Raw genomic sequence first — 16293 nt, 5'->3', positions numbered from 1 at the left:
CTGTACTTTTCAGTCAGCCAATAAAAAAGGAAGCCCAAAGCTTCCTTTTTTATATAGGTTTATTTGAATTAATCTAGACCTTCAGCGACTTGAGGAGTTTTTTGTTCCATCATTTTTCTGTCGACTTCATCTGGATTATTCAAAGCATCATTCAACTTATCTTTATCTAAAGCACCGACCCATTTTGCGACGACTATCGTTGCTAAAGAGTTACCCACAAGGTTGGTTAATGCACGTGCTTCTGACATGAAACGATCAATACCTAAAATCAATGCCAAACCTGCCACTGGAATATGACCAACAGCAGATAAAGTTGCTGCCATTACAATAAAGCCAGAACCTGTTACACCCGCTGCACCTTTAGATGAGATTAAGAGTACTAGTAACAAAGTAATCTGATGCTGAATATCAAGCTGTGTATTTGTTGCCTGAGCAATAAAGATTGCAGCCATGGTCAAATAAATTGAGGTACCATCAAGGTTAAATGAATAACCTGTCGGTATCACCAAACCAACTACAGATTTTTCACAACCTGCAATTTCAAGTTTACGCAACATGCGAGGCAAAACTGATTCAGAAGAAGATGTACCAAGTACAATTAATAACTCTTCACGAATTAAGCGAATCATCTTAAGGATACTAAATCCGCTAATACGGCTGATTGTACCCAAGATCAAGAAAATAAAGAGTAAACAAGTAATATAGAAGCAGATAATGAGCTGCCCTAATTGTACAAGTGAACCAACACCATATTTACCGATAGTGAATGCCATCGCACCGAATGCACCAATCGGAGCCAATTTCATGACCATATTCACAATGTTAAAGAACACATGTGCAACTTGATCAATAAATTTTAAAACTGGACGTCCGGCATCACCTAACTTATGTAAAGCAAAACCAAAGAGAATTGCAAAAAGAAGGACTTGTAAGATTTCACCATTTGCAAATGCACCAACAACCGTATCTGGGATGATGTGCATTAAGAAATCAATGGTAGATTGTGACTCACCAGAACTGACGTATTTTTGAATGCCCGAAGTATCAAGAGTAGTAGGGTCAACATTCATCCCTACACCCGGTTTAGCAATGTTAATTACAACAAGGCCAATTAGAAGTGCAATTGTTGAAACAATTTCAAAGTATAACAATGCAACGCCGCCAGTTTTTCCGACTGACTTCATGCTTTCCATACCAGCAATACCGCTTACAACGGTACAGAAAATAACTGGAGCGATGATCATCTTGATCAAACGAATAAAGGCATCACCTAATGGCTTGAGTTTCTCACCTAAACCTGGGATATGTTGTTCAACACCATTGACAATTTGCGTGGAGCTTGGAGAAAAATGTCCCACCAAGATACCCGCAATAATCGCAATAATCACCTGAAAATAAAGTGATTTATAAATCGGTTTTTTAGCCATAACTTTACTTCAATCTATATTTCCAAGTCCGTTGGAAATACCAAAATGAAACGTCTATTCTTTACGAATACACAGCCCTAACCTTTCACATTAACACCGCAAAAGGGAAATGGTTTTTTGTGAACAAAAAACCTTCCTACTACCTCAATGAAAACAAAATCAATGTTTTCTAAAACAGGAGAATACCTGAAGTTTCTAACCACTTTGAGTAGCTAGAAATAACCTCTTACTTTTTCAATAAAAAGCTGAAGATATAGGAGAATCACATAAAATTATGATATGAGTGCTCAAAAAAGCACGAGAAAGTGTACTCGAATTAAATAACGATTCGGTTAAATTTTTAGCTGATACGCATAAAAAACACTCAGGCAATCCTAAGACTTTAGTATAAGAAACACTTTTGATATTTTTTCAGCAGTTTTTTATGTCATATTGATTAAATACTTGTGGACATTTCATTTTGAGCTGCCTACATCCCATCATTTTTATTGTTTTGAACTACGATGAATACTAAACGTAATATCTATAAAGATGCTGAACATCCCTTTGCTCAATATGTCCGTATTTTAGGTAAGGGGAAAACCGGATCTCGCTCTTTAAGCTACGAAGAAGCCTATCAAGCATTTACCATGATTTTAAAAGGTGAAGTTTTAGATGTGCAGTTAGGCGCATTTTTAATGTTACTTCGGGTTAAAGAGGAATCTATTGAGGAACTTGCAGGATTCGTACAGGCGACCAAAGACCAGCTTCATTTTGAACCTTTAGACGTTGACTTAGATTGGTCATCTTATGCAGGTAAACGAAAACACTATCCATGGTTTTTGTTAGCCGCTCTTACACTTGCACAGCATGGTCATAAGATTGTTATGCATGGCGCGTCAGGTCATACGCTTAACCGTGTTTATACCGAGCAAGTTTTAGAATATCTTGGTTATCAAATTTGCCATTCTGAACAAGAAGTTCGCACTCAATTGGCAGAGCAAAATTTCGCTTACTTACCCTTAGAGGTAATTTCACCAGTTTTAAGCGAACTGATTTCTCTAAGAAATGTCATGGGATTACGTTCACCCATTCATACTTTAGCCCGATTAATTAATCCTTTTAATGCCAAGGCCACCTTACAAGCAATATTCCACCCCGCCTACAGAAGTTCCCACCAACATAGTGCATACCGCTTAGGCTATCAAAACAGCGCAGTCATTAAAGGTGAAGGTGGTGAGTTTGAACGAAATCCAGATGCCAAAACACTCATTTGTGGTATTAAAAATGGAGAACTCTATGAACATGAGTTGCCAAAGTTAACGCCAGAACGAAGCCCAATTGAAGAAGATCTAGATTTAACTACATTTAAGGCAGTATGGCTTGGTCAGCAGCGCCATGAATATGGGGAAATGGCAGTAATAGAAACCATCGGAATCGCGCTATATACCATGGGAGTGGTTGCTAGTTTTGAAGAGGCAATGCAGAAAGCAAAAGTATTATGGGAAACACGTAATTCAAGCCAATAAAACTAATATAAGATCATACAGCCTTGTATAGCATGTTTTTCTTATATTTCTGCTATAGGCAATACTTACTTTTCAAAGATGAAAAGTAACAAAAATCTTTTGTTGAGCAAACAGTACTTCCTTGTACTGTTACTCAACTGGCGACATCCATGTCGCCCACGCGATAGCAAATGCTAAATAAGATTTATTCTGAAAGTGATTTTAAACAAAACGAATTGGTTTAAATTCAGGTTCATGCTTGTGATGATCGTCATCACACTCTTCACCTTCTTCTTTTGTTCCACGGTCAATATAACCGCTACGCTGATCTTCTGGTAAGTTCTTTAACTCCCAAGCAATCACAGCTTGCATACAAGTCTCACGCTGCTCTTTTGTTAAAACAACGCCATTTGGCCATTTACCAATTTCTACTGCTGTTTTTAAACGCTCTACAATTTCAGGGTTTAAAACAGATAGCATTTGTTCAATATTCATGATTCATCTCTTTGAAAAGATTCAAAATCTTGGTTCCAACCAAGTTTGGTACGGCAGGCCATATAGAAATCATAACCTGGTGGATGCAATAAACTTAGTTTAAATGGATGTTTACGAATGTGTAAACTGTCTCCAACATTGAGCGAGACACTATGTTGTCCATCTGCACTCACCATCGGTAATACCCGATTTTCGCGAATAACGATTTTAATTTCGCTTTGACCACCGACTACGATAGGTCGTGATGACAATGTATGGGGATGCATTGGAACTAATGCAATAGCATCCATACTTGGATGTAAAATTGGTCCACCACCTGACAACGCATAAGCCGTTGATCCGGTTGGGGTCGAAACAATTAAACCATCACTATGTTGGCGATAAACATATTGACCATCAATATTAAGTTCAAAGTCAATCATGTGTACCGATTTGCCCGAATGCAAAACGACATCGTTTAAGGCAATCGCATCATAAATCACTTCACCATTTGTTCTTACTTCCATTTCCAGTAAGAAACGACGGTCAAGTTGAAAATGTCCTTGAAGCACTTGGTCAAGTTTAAAAATAGCTTCTGAAGGTTTGATATCAGTTAAAAAACCTAATCGCCCTCGGTTAATGCCAATTACAGGCGTATTGTAGCGAACTAAAGCTCTTGCAGCGTGGAGTAATGAACCATCCCCTCCTACTACTATGACCAAATCAGCAACTTCACCTAATAAATGACGGCTCACTACCTGTGCATGGTCATAAGGCACTAATTCAGCAGTTTCCTGATCAAAAATGGGGTTTAAGCCTAGGTTCAACAAATGATCATGAATTAAACATAGTGTTTCTACAACTGATGATTTATCTGGTCGACCGATTAACCCGACGTTTCTGAAGGACTTATGTGAAATTTGCACGAATGAGTAAGCTCCGCTGCGATACTTGCCTATAATAACATTAACCTGATTAATTTAAAAAAACATAACTACAAGATGCTGTAAAATTCAATCTAAGTTTTCCAATTATTCACAGTTTTATCATTGCAAATTGATGACAAGCTATCGCATCATTACAGGCATTGTTAGGGTTTTATCTCATTTTTATGAAGTTTGAACGTGGTATCGGTTTCTTTGCACTAATCTTTTCCATTTTGGTCATTGGTGCTTTTATTGCTCTTAGTATCTATCTGATTCGTTTAGATAATATTATCCGTGAAAAATTTGAAGGACAACGGTGGGATATTCCTGCCAAAGTGTTCGCACGGCCTTTAGAAATTTATAACAATGCACCTATTACCCAAGCAAACTTCACTCAAGAATTAAAACTTTTGGGTTACAAAGCTTCAAGTAATTATGACAAGTCTGGAACGTATGTTGCTCAAGGTAGCAATATGTATATCCACACGCGTGGTTTTGATTATGGCGATAGTGTTGAACCAGAACAGGTACTAGAGTTAAGTTTTGCAAATGATCAAGTTGCCGAGGTTCGCAGTACAAAACCCTCTTCAACAGGTGTTGCACGATTAGAACCACTTCTTATTGGAGGGATCTATCCTCAACATAATGAAGACCGTGTTCTGATTAAACTGAATAAGGTTCCTAAACCACTCATTGAAGCTTTAATTTCAACAGAAGATCGTAATTTCTATCATCACCATGGGGTTTCAATTCGTGGTACTGCTCGTGCATTGGTGAGTAATATTACAGGCGGAAAGCGTCAAGGTGGTTCCACCCTAACTCAACAATTAGTTAAAAACTTCTACCTTACACCTGAACGCACCTTAAAACGTAAAGTTAATGAAGCATTAATGGCTTTGCTCATTGAGCTACATTACAGCAAAGATGAAATTTTAGAAGCCTATTTAAATGAAGTAAATTTGGGCCAAAATGGTAGCTACTCAATTAATGGCTATGGTTTGGCTTCACAATTTTATTTTGGTTTACCATTACGTGAACTCAATGTTTCACAACAAGCTTATTTAGTCGGTTTGGTGCAAGGTCCTTCTTTATATAATCCTTGGAAAAACCCTGAAGGTGCGAAAAAACGCCGCGATACCGTGTTAAATAACATGCGTGTAATGGGTTATTTAACTCAATCAGAATATGAAGATGAAATTGCACGTCCTTTAAATGTGCTAAGTAAACCAAGTTTAGGTCCTGCAAAATTCCCAGACTTTTTAGATATTGTGCGTCGTCAATTACGTACAGAATATCAAGAAAGTGATTTAACTAATCAGGGTTTACGTATTTTTACGACTTTAGACCCAATTACTCAAACGCAAGTTCAAAATGCTTTTAAAGCTTCTGTAGATCGCTTGGCAAATAGTAATCCATCACGTTTGAAAAATTTACAAGGTGCTGTACTGATTGCGCATCCTGAAAATGGCGAACTGGTTGCAGCAGTTGGCTCTACACAAGACTTTACTGGTTTCAATCGTGCGTTAGATGCAAAGCGTCAAGTCGGTTCTTTATTGAAACCTGTAATTTATTTAAGTGCTATTGAATCAGGACGCTACAACTGGGCAACTCAAATTGAAGACGCTCCAATTAGTGTTCCTGTAGATGGTGGTAAAAGCTGGACGCCTAAAAACTATAGTGGTGGCGGACATGGCATTGTAAGCTTGAGTGAAGCATTAGCAAACTCATATAACCTATCGGCTGTACGTTTGGGTCAAGAGTTCGGTTTATCTACTTTTACCAATAATTTAAGAAAGTTTGGTGTCGAGTCAACAATTCCTGCCTACCCTTCTATTTTCCTTGGGGCAGTCAATATGTCGCCAATGGAAGTACTGGGAATCTATGAGAACTTCGCTACAGGTGGTTTTAAATATCCAACACGTGCGATTCGATCTGTCGTAGATGCCAACGGTCGCCTACTTGATCGTTATGGTCTTAATGTTCAACAAACGATTGATCCATCTGTTGGCTATATCATGAATTATGGCCTACAACAGGTCATGTCTTCAGGTACGGGGCGCTCAGCTTATAACAGCTTATCTCCAGCTTTAAAATTGGCAGGTAAATCAGGTACAACTAACGATACACGTGACTCATGGTTTGCTGGTTACTCAGGTAATCACGTTGCTGTAGTTTGGTTAGGTTTAGATGACAACAAAGTAACAGGCTTAACTGGTTCATCTGGTGCGTTGCCAGTATGGATTAATGTGATGAAACAATTACGCCAAACCCCTGTAAATCTACGTCAACCAGACACTGTACAATGGCAGTGGATTGACCGCGCAACTGGTGATTTATCTGCTCAAGCTTGTGATGGTGCTATGTATATTCCAATGCTAACGCATACGGTTCCGCACCGCGCTACACCGTGTGGAGCACCTTATTATCAAGTTGATCCAACATATACGCCACAAAGTGATAACACAATTCCTGAATCTCAGGATGATAATACCGACAGTTATATTCGTGAAAGTGAAAACCAGATGGAACAAGATCTGGCAAACAACACGCATGTAATATCGAGTGGTAGTTATAACAACTAAGCGTTAACAGGAAATTAGGATATGTTGAAGAAAGGTGTTTTTTATATTGGTGCTGTTCTTATGGTTGGCTGTACAACTTTGCCTGATCATTCTGACTCCAAACAGAAAACACCTACTCCTCCTGTTAAAAAGACGGAAACTCCATCAGGCGTAAAAATTACGCCTTATGACCATCCAGAAATTCAACGCAAAAATTTACAGGTGATTGTTCCTCAACAAAAAAAGCCTCAACATTTTAGTGATGATGGCAGCCAGCTACCGGCATTTAAAGTGTTAATGCAAAAAACGCAGCAGGCTTATAAAAACCAGCAATGGTCAGAGGCTGAGCGCTATGCACTTCAAGCACAGCGTTTAGCACCGCAAGCAGCTGAGACTTATTTATTTCTTGCACTTACGGCAAATCATAAACAACAATATTCTAATGCTGAGTCTTTAGCACGACGTGGTTTGAGCTTTGCCCAAAGTCAGCCAATGAAAAAGCAGCTTTGGTTGGTCATCTTAAAAGCTGGTCAACAACGCAATAATCAAAAAACTGTTCAAGAAGCACAGCAAGCATTAAAAGCTCTCTAGCTTTTAATGCTTATTTATTTTCTTATTAGAAATTACGAATACCCGCTAAACCATATGCACCATACTTCTGTGCTGTGACTAAATCATCAGGACTCATGCCTCCCAAAGCGAATACGGGAATCTGGCTATTTTGGGCAAGCTCACTAAAACGCTCCCAACCTAATGCCACAGCTTCGGGATGAGTCGCTGTTGTTTTTACAGGACTAATAAAAACAGCATCACAACCAATCTGCTGAGCCTGTTTTAAAGAAACCGCATCATGACAAGCGGCAATATATCGCACCCCTACTGTTAAATCGCCTTTATGCAAATTCATGAGTTGAGATTGTTTTAAATGAACGGTCTTAATCTGTTTTTGTAATTCAGGGCTTAATTGCTGCCAGATAGCGATATTAATAATTAAATTTGATCGTTGCCCTTCATCTAAAGCAGTTAATTGCTCTATATACTGCGGCTCAAATTCTTCGATACGCCAGTACAATAAAGCATCACTGTTTTCTACCGTTGAAAGCGTATTGCTAATTTTGATGAGGTGAGGCCAATAGAGTCGTTTTATGATGTTTTTATTGGCTTTAGGGAAGTTTAAATGAAGTAGCTGATCACGTGTGTACCATGCCCATGGTTGGTGAATAAGATTTAATAACTCATCAGGTACATAACTATGGAACAAATGAAGGTTGACGATAATGTCATCATATTCATGGTGAATATAATCAAACTGATGCCAATCTTTTAAGCCAATACCCACCTCTTCATAGATTTCACGGCGGCAGGCTTCTTCTGGAGTTTCACCCTGCTCAACCTTTCCTCCGGGAAACTCATGCTTTCCGCCTTGATGTTGCTCTTCTTGGCGCCATCCAACTAATATTTTTCCACGATGAATTAAGATAGCTATTGCGACATCAACGATCGGTTTGGGCATTTTTCTACTCTCTAAAACTTTTCTCAAGTGTAAGCAAATTTTATCATTTTATAAAATCTTAAAAATCTCATTGACAGATCTATTCGATAATGATTATCATTTAAATCGTTCAAGAACATACCACGGAGCACAACAAATGAACGCACCTTTTAGCTTATTTACTCGTAACAATGACACAGCTCACGCCTTACCAATGTTACATTCTAACAACCTGTTTGCATTAGGCCGTGAAATCCGCATTATGCATGCTGGCGAGGAATATCGTTTACGCCTCACTCGCAACAATCGTCTAATTTTAACTAAATAAAAAATACACTCGCGTTTCAATAATATTCGTGGGAAAACAAAAAATGGATAGCATGGGTAACCATGCTATTTTTTATGAAGGAAGAATAATCTCTGCCCTCAGACCACCTCGTTCGGCATGCATAAAACGTAACGTGCCATTATGCAATTCAATAATTTTTCGCGTAATTGAAATTCCTAACCCAGAACCTTGCTGCTGAGTACCGAGTACCCGAAAAAAACGCTGCCCTAATCGTAGCAACACTTCATCATCCACCCCATTCCCCGTGTCTTCAATAGACACCTTAATTTGCTGTTCATGACGACCAATCTCAACATGAATAGAGCCTAAATTCGGGCTATAACGAATGGCGTTATCAAATAAATTTCTAAAAGCAATAAATAGTAATTCTTCATTTGCAAACGTTTTAGTTTCTGTCGATAAAGTATTTGTCTCTATCAACATCTGTTTAGCTTTCGCATCTAAATCTACAGTTTCAATAACTCTTGCCAGTAAGTAATTTAAATCGATAACTGTCTTAGGAAGTTGTGGCTGCTCAGCTTCATTCGGTTCCAAACGAGCAAGCAGGAGTAAATTTTCAAGTATCTTTGTACTTCTAGAAACGTCTTCTTGTATACGTTCAAAATCTTGATGAAGCTCCGGAAGATGCTGGTATTTACGCTGTAAAACTTGAAGACGCATTTGTATGGCGGATAACGGAGAACGTAGCTCATGCGAAGCATCTGCGGTAAAACGCTGTTCAGCAACGAGAGCCCTTTGCAATCTTGCAAGCAATTGATTTAAAGCATCTATAACAGGTTGAATTTCTGTAATGACATCTGGTTCTTGAATTGGTTCTAAATTTGATGCAGTTTTTTGAGCAATACGCTTCGAAAGTAAATTTAGTGCAGCCAATTGATGCTCGGTACGCCAGCTTACAATGACCCATTGTAATAACCAAAACAACACCATAAGACCACTATATCCGGCAAGTGCTTTAAGTACCTCTTCAACACGTGTACTCATTGGTTGAAAAACTTCAACTTGTAGTTGAGAGTCTTCTTGTTGTGCAGCCAGACTACGCCATAATTGACCATCAAACCAAAAATATGAGAATCCTTCTGACAAGTTACCCTGTTCAAAAAGTTCATGCTGATAGCTATGAGAGTGAGTCAATACTTGACCTGTGTTTAATAACTCATACTGAATATCAAATTCATCACTTAGCTCATCAAACTGTTTCATGGATTGTCCAGAAAGATCAGAAACCAGCAATGTATCTGAAATTTCATCCATGATTTCATCTTGCACTGACATGTTGTGATAGATCGAAAATATGGTGAGTAAACTTAAAGCCAACAGCCCCACCACAACGCTACTCCACATCGTAGTTTTAACCAGTTGAGACTGCAAAGATGAGCGATTCGATTTCATTTTACATCTCCCATACGGTAGCCTAGCCCCCGTATGGTTTTAATACTGCTACTTCCAATTTTTTTTCGAAGCTGATAAATAAATACTTCAATCGCGTTACTTTCAATTTCCTCACCCCATGCATAGAGTGCTTCTTCTAATTGATCACGGGTAATAATATGCTCGGGATGTACCATAAGCTTACGTAATATTTGAAATTCTTTTGCCGTTAAATCGATAGACTTTCCAGCACTTAATACAACTTTTGCTTGTGTGTCGAGTTGCAGATCGCCCCACGTTAAAATTGATTGCTGACTCAAAGTTTGTTTACGTAATTGAGCGCGGATGCGAGCCGATAATTCTTCTAAACTAAAAGGCTTAACTAAATAATCATTTGCGCCTAAATCTAGCCCCTCTACCCGATCATGAATGCTGTCACGTGCAGTAATAAAAATAACAGGAACATTTTTTTGCTTATGGCGAATGGTCGTTAAAACCTTTTCACCAGCCAGTTGAGGTAGCCCCCGATCAAGTAAAATACAGTCATAGTCATGCTGTTCGATTGCCGTAAGTGCATAGTCACCTCTTTCAACCCAGTCTACTTGATAACCGTCTAACTCTAACCATGATTGAATGCTTTCAGCTTGAGAGCGATCATCTTCTGCAAGCAAAATTCTCATCTATTTTTCCTGTTATATCCTGATTTTATCTTGCCAAGCCTTTATAAAAAAAGCAAAGCCGCATGATTTAAATGCGGCTAAAAGTAGTAGATCTACAGACTCATGAATTAAAACTGAACTTGATCCACATCAATTTCTACACGTTTTAAAGGTTTATAATCAATGTCTACTTCACCAATTAAAGTTACATTTGTATTGGCAGAAATAGGACGACCTTGCCAAAGTTCATCATCTACATCAATTGTAATGCTACCTGTCTTGTCAAGAAATTGATATTTTTCATCACCTAAAGACTTTACAACCTGACCATGTAATTTGATCGGTGTATTATCTTTTGAGGTTAATGCCTGTTTGACCGTTGTAACAGTTGCTGGAGCAATTGCAGCTTGATTCACTGGTGTATTCGCGACAACTACGCCAGCAGCAGTCATACCAGCTGTCATCAACATTACTTTAAGCATATTCATATTATTACCCTCTGTTTATGGTTCCCTCTTGGGATAAAGCAATTAAATCAAGCATAAATGAGGTGAATCTTAAGAAAAACTTAATTTAATGGCACAACCCGCAATACCTCTTCTAATGTCGTAAGCCCATCAATCACTTTACGAGCACCAGCAATTCTTAAAGGTTCTATACCTTCTTTTTTAGTTTGAGTTCTCAAATCATTTAACATCCCATGACTACTAATAAGATGCTTAAGCTCAAGACTGACTGGCATAAATTCATAAATACCAATTCGCCCTTTATAGCCTGTATGACGACACTCTTCGCAGCCTACTGCCTGAAAAACTGTTTCAGGCATTTCCATAATATAGTCAAATGTTAGGTGTTCCCACTCGGCCTCATTAATATAAGTTTGTTGTTTACAGTGCGGGCAAAGCTGTCGTACTAAACGCTGTGCAAGAACACCTAAAATTGTTGCAGCAGTCAGAAATGGTTGTACCCCTAAATCATGCAAACGAGTCAAACTAGACGGCGCATCATTGGTATGTAAAGTTGATAATACTAAATGCCCTGTTAATGCTGCCTGAATCGCCATATTCGCCGTGTCTTGGTCACGAATTTCACCAATCATAATAATGTCTGGGTCTTGTCGCATCAGCGCACGCACGCCATCAGCAAAGCCTAATTCAATTGCATTATTGACCTGCATTTGGTTAAAACTAGGCTCTAACATTTCAATCGGGTCTTCAATGGTACATACATTGACCTGCTCGGTTGCGAGCTGTTTTAAAGAAGAATATAGCGTAGTTGTTTTACCTGAACCTGTAGGGCCAGTGACTAAAATAATGCCGTGGCTGTTTTTTGTTAATTGCTGCCACTGTTGTAATAAACGCTCCTCGAAACCTAGTTGCTGAAAAGAACGCACCAGCACATCAGGATCGAAAATACGCATAACCAATTTTTCACCAAATGCTGTTGGTAAGGTCGATAAACGTAATTCGGTTTCTTGACCTTTGGGTGTACGAGTTTTTAATCGACCATCTTGCGGTTTACGTTTTTCCGCTACATTTAAACGCCCTAAAATTTTAATTCGAGAAATCACGGCGGTCAGTGTGTTTGAAGGCATGTTATAAATGGTGTGCAAAACCCCATCAATACGGAACCGGACTTTACCATTGTCTTTACGTGGTTCCATGTGAATATCACTGGCACTCTGCTCAAATGCAAACTGTAAAATCCAGTCGACCAATTTCACAATATGCTGATCATTGGCATCTGGGTTTTGACTATCACCAAGCTGCAAAAGCGCTTCAACATTTTTACTGTCACGGTCATGCGCTGCATCTTTTTGAGCCGAGTTTACTGCGCGACTCACCTGATAATATTCTCGCAAATAACGCTGTAACTGTTCGGGATTAAGCAGTACCCGTTCAATTTTTTTAGGCGCTAGACTTCGTTCAAGGTTATTGAGCCAATCTGTTTGAAATGGTTGATCTGTTCCAATCACGATTCGGTCAGCATGAATTTCAACAGCTAAAATATGGTTACGAATGGCAAACTCTTGTGACATAACCTGCGTTAAAGCGCTGACATCTGCCTTTAAAGGATCGATCACAAATAGAGGTAGCTGAACCCGATTTGCAAACCATAAACATAAGCGGTTTAAACTCAAATGCGTATGTGTGTGTTGCTGATCTTTTAAATTAAAATGTGCAATCCACTGTAATGGGTGCCACTTTAACTGGTCTTTTTGGCGGTGACTTGTCTGTACCAGTAATTTATCTCGTTCTGTTATACGGCCTTCTTGTAATAGTTGTTCTAGACACCAATATGTATCTATTTCTACATGTGCATTCATGTGTTATCCCCAATATATTTTTATAATATAACAGAGATATTTTAGGTTTAAATATCCTTCAACTTCAATTAATTAAACCAATTCTCATCTTAATATTTTTTTGTGTCACAGATCATATTTATAAAAATATTTTCTATCTAGTTTTGTCTAAAAAAGACACTATGCTCACTACAATAAAAAGCATAAACTGAACATGAATACATGATTTTAAAATGATTCAAATCTACATATAACAATAAGCAAAGAGGAAGTAATATGGAACTTCCAATGACAATGTCATTACAAACAACATCATTTGAAGAATTTATTACGGTGATTGCTGCTGCGCTCGGTTGTGGTTTATTAATTGGATTAGAACGTGAACGAAGCAAGCTTAAACATGAATATAAAACCTTTGCGGGATTTCGATCTTTTGCCATTAGTGCATTATTAGGAGCGATTTGTTTTTTATTTGGCACTGAAATTGGAATTGTAGGCGCCCTTCTCATTGGGGCTATTAGTATCGTTTCCCTCAAAAATCAGCCGAATGACCCAGGTGTGACCACAGAACTCGCCTTTATTATGACTTATTTCATTGGGGCAATTTGCATTTGGAATATTTCGCTCGCTGCTGGCTTAGCTGTGATCATGACGATTATTTTATTTGCAAAGCAGTCTATGCATGGCATTGCCAGTCAGTGGATTACCGAATCGGAATTGCGTGATGGTATTTTTCTACTTGCCCTACTTCTAATTGCTCTACCTTTAGTCCCCAATAAACCCTTTTGGGGTCCAGTTTTAAATCCTCATGTGATTTTAAAATTACTGACTTTGATCTTATTTGTACAAGCCCTCGCCCATATAGCAAAGCGACTTTTGTCATCTAAAAATGCTTTATTGCTTTCTTCTTTAGCTTCTGGATTTGTTTCTAGTACAGCGACGATTGCCAGTTTAGGTTTAGAAGTACGCTCTGGCAAAGCCAATGCAACGACAAATGCAGGTGCTGCCTTAATGTCATGCGTCTCCACACTCATTCAAACTTTAATTATTGTGATTGGGATTAGCTTTGCTTGGTTTAAGCTAATTATCTTTCCGACACTTATTGCATTAGTAGTTTTATCAGTATGGGCCTTTATTTTATTACGTAAAGCAGAGCCTAGTACGGCTTCGCCCGAGCTTGACTCAAGAATGTTCAGTTTAAAAGAAGCCATTATTATTGCAGGTACACTTACCCTTATTCAGGCAGGTGTTTATGGTTTAAGTCTATCTTTAGGCGATGCAGGATTAATCGCGGGAACCTTACTTGCTTCATTATTTGAAATACATGCAGCAATTGCGGCAGTTATTGTGCAAGGTGAGCCTGATAGCGCACATATGACACCTTTACTCATTGCCTTTTTAGGAGGTTTCGCAGTTCATGCACTTGCCAAAAGTGTGAACTCCGCAATTTCAGGTGGGCTTCACTATGCACTTGCTTTCGTTCCCGCCCAACTCATTCATATGGCTATTTTTATTAGTTTACTTTGGCTCAACATCCATTGGTTTTAAAATATCTATTGTGCAAGCGAAGAAGTCTTCACCACATCAATGACTGTAACTACAAATTGATCGACCTTAAAATGAATATCAAAGTTTGAAAATTTCATTTTATAGATTCGTTCAACGTCTTCTTGATAGGCTGGTCGAGGATCTAAAGCTAAGACTTGCTCAAGCTCATCAATGTATTGAGAATTCATTTCATTATTTTGCAAAAAATATTTTTGTGCTGTTAATGCAGCTTCATTCCAAATGACTGCCTTCCGTTCTGGTTCTGCATGGGCATAACCACTTTGTGCATCGCTAATTGCATCAGAATATTGAATATAAGGCTTAATATCTAAAATTGGAGTGCCATTTAATAGATCACTTCCTATGATATAGACGCGGACGGCCTTCCCCACTTTTTCCACTTTATTAAGTTTTACGACTGAAAGACCTATAGGAGAAGGTCTATACATGCTACGTGTAGCAAATACGCCTATTTTTTCATTGCCCCCTAAACGTGGCGGACGAACCTGTGGACGAAATTTATCGGCACTCCCCTGATTTTTATTATCATGAAACTGCCAAACCAACCAGAGATGACTGAACTGCTCAATTCCCTCAAATGCTAGCAAGTCATTATAGGGTTCTATCATGTCAATATAAGACTCAATATTGACCAAATTAGGCTGGCGTGGAATACCAAATTTCTCCCGATAAGGAGAACACATGTAGCCAATTATGGGGAAGGTGACAGAATTGATCATCACTTTTTCTTATAAACACAATTAAATATATTCAGTTTATCGGGAATGAAATTAGATTAGAATAGCAATCTGTTTTCTTTTAATCGTGATCGAGACCTTTAATGGCTGCTTTTAACGTTGAACGCATTACTCATGTTCACCACTGGAATGACACTCTTTTCAGTTTTAAAACTACACGCGACACCAGCTTACGTTTTAAAAATGGTCAGTTCGTAATGATCGGACTTGAAGTGAATGGCAAACCGTTAATGCGTGCATATTCGATTGCAAGTGCAAACTACGAAGAAGAGTTAGAGTTCTTCTCAATTAAAGTACAAGACGGTCCTTTAACTTCGATTTTGCAAAAAGTACAAGTTGGTGATGAAATTTTAGTTTCTAGAAAACCAACAGGTACTTTGGTTCATGATGACCTTTTACCAGGTAAAAATTTATATCTTTTATCTTCTGGTACTGGCCTTGCACCATTCTTATCAATTATTCGTGACCCAGAAACTTACGAACGCTTTGAAAAAGTAATCGTTGTTCATGGTACACGCTATATTTCTGAATTAGCTTATCAAGACCTGATCTTGAATGAATTACCAAACCATGAATTCTTTGAAGAGCTAGGCATTAAAGACAAACTTGTTTACTACCCTACAGTAACTCGTGAGCCTTTCCACACTCAAGGCCGTGTAACAACTGCAATTGAAACTGGCGCTTTATTTGAAAAAATTGGTTTACCACGCTTCAACCGTGAAACTGACCGCGCAATGCTTTGCGGTAGCCCTGCATTCTTGAAAGATGTTGCTGCATTACTTGACCAACATGGTTTAGTTGAATCACCTCGTATGGGTGAAATGGGCGACTACGTGATTGAACGTGCGTTCGTAGAAAAATAAGATTTTTCTCAATAAAAAACCGAGGCAAAGTCCTCGGTTTTTTTATATCTTTTTAGAGAAATTTAAGGCGCTA

The 16293-nt window shown here is 38.4% G+C and carries 15 protein-coding genes; 6 read left to right on the top strand and 9 right to left on the bottom strand.

Annotation, left to right across the window (positions count from 1 at the left end):
• Positions 1–68: 68 nt before the first annotated feature.
• Positions 69–1427 (bottom strand): dicarboxylate/amino acid:cation symporter, encoded by a 1359-nt coding sequence (locus tag POD11_RS06825; RefSeq protein WP_002118145.1) that lies wholly within the window; start codon positions 1425–1427, stop codon positions 69–71.
• Positions 1428–1930: 503 nt separating this feature from the next.
• On the opposite strand from POD11_RS06825, the gene POD11_RS06820 reads away from it, so the two are divergent.
• Positions 1931–2935 (top strand): glycosyl transferase family protein, encoded by a 1005-nt coding sequence (locus tag POD11_RS06820; protein WP_262456760.1) that lies wholly within the window; start codon positions 1931–1933, stop codon positions 2933–2935.
• Between the two features lie 201 nt (positions 2936–3136).
• Here the strand turns inward: POD11_RS06820 and POD11_RS06815 are convergent, their stop codons facing one another.
• Positions 3137–3409 (bottom strand): YeaC family protein, encoded by a 273-nt coding sequence (locus POD11_RS06815; RefSeq protein ID WP_002118245.1) that lies wholly within the window; start codon positions 3407–3409, stop codon positions 3137–3139.
• Positions 3406–4314 (bottom strand): NAD(+) kinase, encoded by a 909-nt coding sequence (locus POD11_RS06810; RefSeq protein ID WP_016145893.1) that lies wholly within the window; start codon positions 4312–4314, stop codon positions 3406–3408. The genes POD11_RS06815 and POD11_RS06810 overlap by 4 nt, the downstream gene beginning before the upstream one ends.
• 185 nt (positions 4315–4499) lie before the next feature.
• Here POD11_RS06810 and mrcB point away from each other — a divergent pair, with 185 nt between their 5' ends.
• Positions 4500–6896, top strand: coding sequence for a penicillin-binding protein 1B (mrcB, locus tag POD11_RS06805; protein ID WP_016140488.1), 2397 nt, complete (start codon positions 4500–4502; stop codon positions 6894–6896).
• A gap of 21 nt (positions 6897–6917) precedes the next feature.
• Complete coding sequence (locus POD11_RS06800) at positions 6918–7466, top strand: tetratricopeptide repeat protein (RefSeq protein ID WP_224991384.1); 549 nt, start codon at positions 6918–6920, stop codon at positions 7464–7466.
• A gap of 25 nt (positions 7467–7491) precedes the next feature.
• Here POD11_RS06800 and POD11_RS06795 read toward each other — a convergent pair whose 3' ends face one another.
• On the bottom strand, positions 7492–8388 hold the full coding sequence (locus tag POD11_RS06795; RefSeq protein WP_262456759.1) for an NUDIX domain-containing protein: 897 nt from the start codon (positions 8386–8388) through the stop codon (positions 7492–7494).
• Between the two features lie 136 nt (positions 8389–8524).
• Between POD11_RS06795 and hemP the strand changes: the two genes are divergently transcribed.
• Positions 8525–8695, top strand: a complete 171-nt coding sequence (gene hemP / locus POD11_RS06790) for a hemin uptake protein HemP (RefSeq protein ID WP_002118129.1) — start codon at positions 8525–8527, stop codon at positions 8693–8695.
• A gap of 72 nt (positions 8696–8767) precedes the next feature.
• On the opposite strand, the gene POD11_RS06785 is transcribed toward hemP, so the two are convergent.
• The 4 genes from POD11_RS06785 to POD11_RS06770 all read right to left on the bottom strand — a co-directional run bounded on the left by POD11_RS06785 (position 8768) and on the right by POD11_RS06770 (position 13072).
• Positions 8768–10108 (bottom strand): sensor histidine kinase, encoded by a 1341-nt coding sequence (locus POD11_RS06785; protein ID WP_262456758.1) that lies wholly within the window; start codon positions 10106–10108, stop codon positions 8768–8770.
• Entirely contained in the window at positions 10105–10767 is a 663-nt protein-coding gene (locus POD11_RS06780; RefSeq protein WP_068526833.1) for a response regulator transcription factor, read from the bottom strand. The genes POD11_RS06785 and POD11_RS06780 overlap by 4 nt, the downstream gene beginning before the upstream one ends.
• A gap of 107 nt (positions 10768–10874) precedes the next feature.
• Positions 10875–11234 (bottom strand): NirD/YgiW/YdeI family stress tolerance protein, encoded by a 360-nt coding sequence (locus tag POD11_RS06775; protein WP_239967223.1) that lies wholly within the window; start codon positions 11232–11234, stop codon positions 10875–10877.
• An 80-nt stretch (positions 11235–11314) separates the two neighbouring features.
• Positions 11315–13072 carry a GspE/PulE family protein gene (locus POD11_RS06770; RefSeq protein ID WP_262456757.1) on the bottom strand — a complete coding sequence of 586 codons (1758 nt, stop codon included), beginning with the start codon at positions 13070–13072 and terminating at the stop codon, positions 11315–11317.
• 255 nt (positions 13073–13327) lie between these two features.
• Between POD11_RS06770 and POD11_RS06765 the strand changes: the two genes are divergently transcribed.
• Entirely contained in the window at positions 13328–14599 is a 1272-nt protein-coding gene (locus POD11_RS06765) for an MgtC/SapB family protein (RefSeq protein ID WP_262456756.1), read from the top strand.
• Positions 14600–14604: 5 nt separating this feature from the next.
• Here the strand turns inward: POD11_RS06765 and tsaA are convergent, their stop codons facing one another.
• Positions 14605–15339, bottom strand: a complete 735-nt coding sequence (gene tsaA / locus POD11_RS06760; protein ID WP_262456755.1) for a tRNA (N6-threonylcarbamoyladenosine(37)-N6)-methyltransferase TrmO — start codon at positions 15337–15339, stop codon at positions 14605–14607.
• A 101-nt stretch (positions 15340–15440) separates the two neighbouring features.
• On the opposite strand from tsaA, the gene POD11_RS06755 reads away from it, so the two are divergent.
• On the top strand, positions 15441–16220 hold the full coding sequence (locus tag POD11_RS06755) for a ferredoxin--NADP reductase (protein ID WP_016140480.1): 780 nt from the start codon (positions 15441–15443) through the stop codon (positions 16218–16220).
• Positions 16221–16293 lie beyond the last annotated feature (73 nt).

Source organism: Acinetobacter sp. P1(2023) (assembly GCF_028367635.1).
Taxonomy (GTDB): Bacteria; Pseudomonadota; Gammaproteobacteria; order Pseudomonadales; family Moraxellaceae; genus Acinetobacter; species Acinetobacter pittii_E.
Note: the sequence above shows the minus strand (reverse complement) of the source record. Positions and strands in the feature narration are given on the sequence as shown.

Excerpts from the sequence above, each read along its gene's own strand:
- POD11_RS06825 (WP_002118145.1), bottom strand. The coding sequence starts at position 1,427 with ATGGCTAAAAAACCGATTTATAAATCACTTTATTTTCAGGTGATTATT.
- POD11_RS06820 (WP_262456760.1), top strand. The coding sequence starts at position 1,931 with ATGAATACTAAACGTAATATCTATAAAGATGCTGAACATCCCTTTGCT.
- POD11_RS06815 (WP_002118245.1), bottom strand. The coding sequence starts at position 3,409 with ATGAATATTGAACAAATGCTATCTGTTTTAAACCCTGAAATTGTAGAG.
- mrcB (WP_016140488.1), top strand. The coding sequence starts at position 4,500 with ATGAAGTTTGAACGTGGTATCGGTTTCTTTGCACTAATCTTTTCCATT.
- POD11_RS06800 (WP_224991384.1), top strand. The coding sequence starts at position 6,918 with ATGTTGAAGAAAGGTGTTTTTTATATTGGTGCTGTTCTTATGGTTGGC.
- POD11_RS06795 (WP_262456759.1), bottom strand. The coding sequence starts at position 8,388 with ATGCCCAAACCGATCGTTGATGTCGCAATAGCTATCTTAATTCATCGT.
- hemP (WP_002118129.1), top strand. The coding sequence starts at position 8,525 with ATGAACGCACCTTTTAGCTTATTTACTCGTAACAATGACACAGCTCAC.
- POD11_RS06785 (WP_262456758.1), bottom strand. The coding sequence starts at position 10,108 with ATGAAATCGAATCGCTCATCTTTGCAGTCTCAACTGGTTAAAACTACG.
- POD11_RS06780 (WP_068526833.1), bottom strand. The coding sequence starts at position 10,767 with ATGAGAATTTTGCTTGCAGAAGATGATCGCTCTCAAGCTGAAAGCATT.
- POD11_RS06775 (WP_239967223.1), bottom strand. The coding sequence starts at position 11,234 with ATGAATATGCTTAAAGTAATGTTGATGACAGCTGGTATGACTGCTGCT.
- POD11_RS06770 (WP_262456757.1), bottom strand. The coding sequence starts at position 13,072 with ATGAATGCACATGTAGAAATAGATACATATTGGTGTCTAGAACAACTA.
- POD11_RS06765 (WP_262456756.1), top strand. The coding sequence starts at position 13,328 with ATGGAACTTCCAATGACAATGTCATTACAAACAACATCATTTGAAGAA.
- tsaA (WP_262456755.1), bottom strand. The coding sequence starts at position 15,339 with ATGATCAATTCTGTCACCTTCCCCATAATTGGCTACATGTGTTCTCCT.
- POD11_RS06755 (WP_016140480.1), top strand. The coding sequence starts at position 15,441 with ATGGCTGCTTTTAACGTTGAACGCATTACTCATGTTCACCACTGGAAT.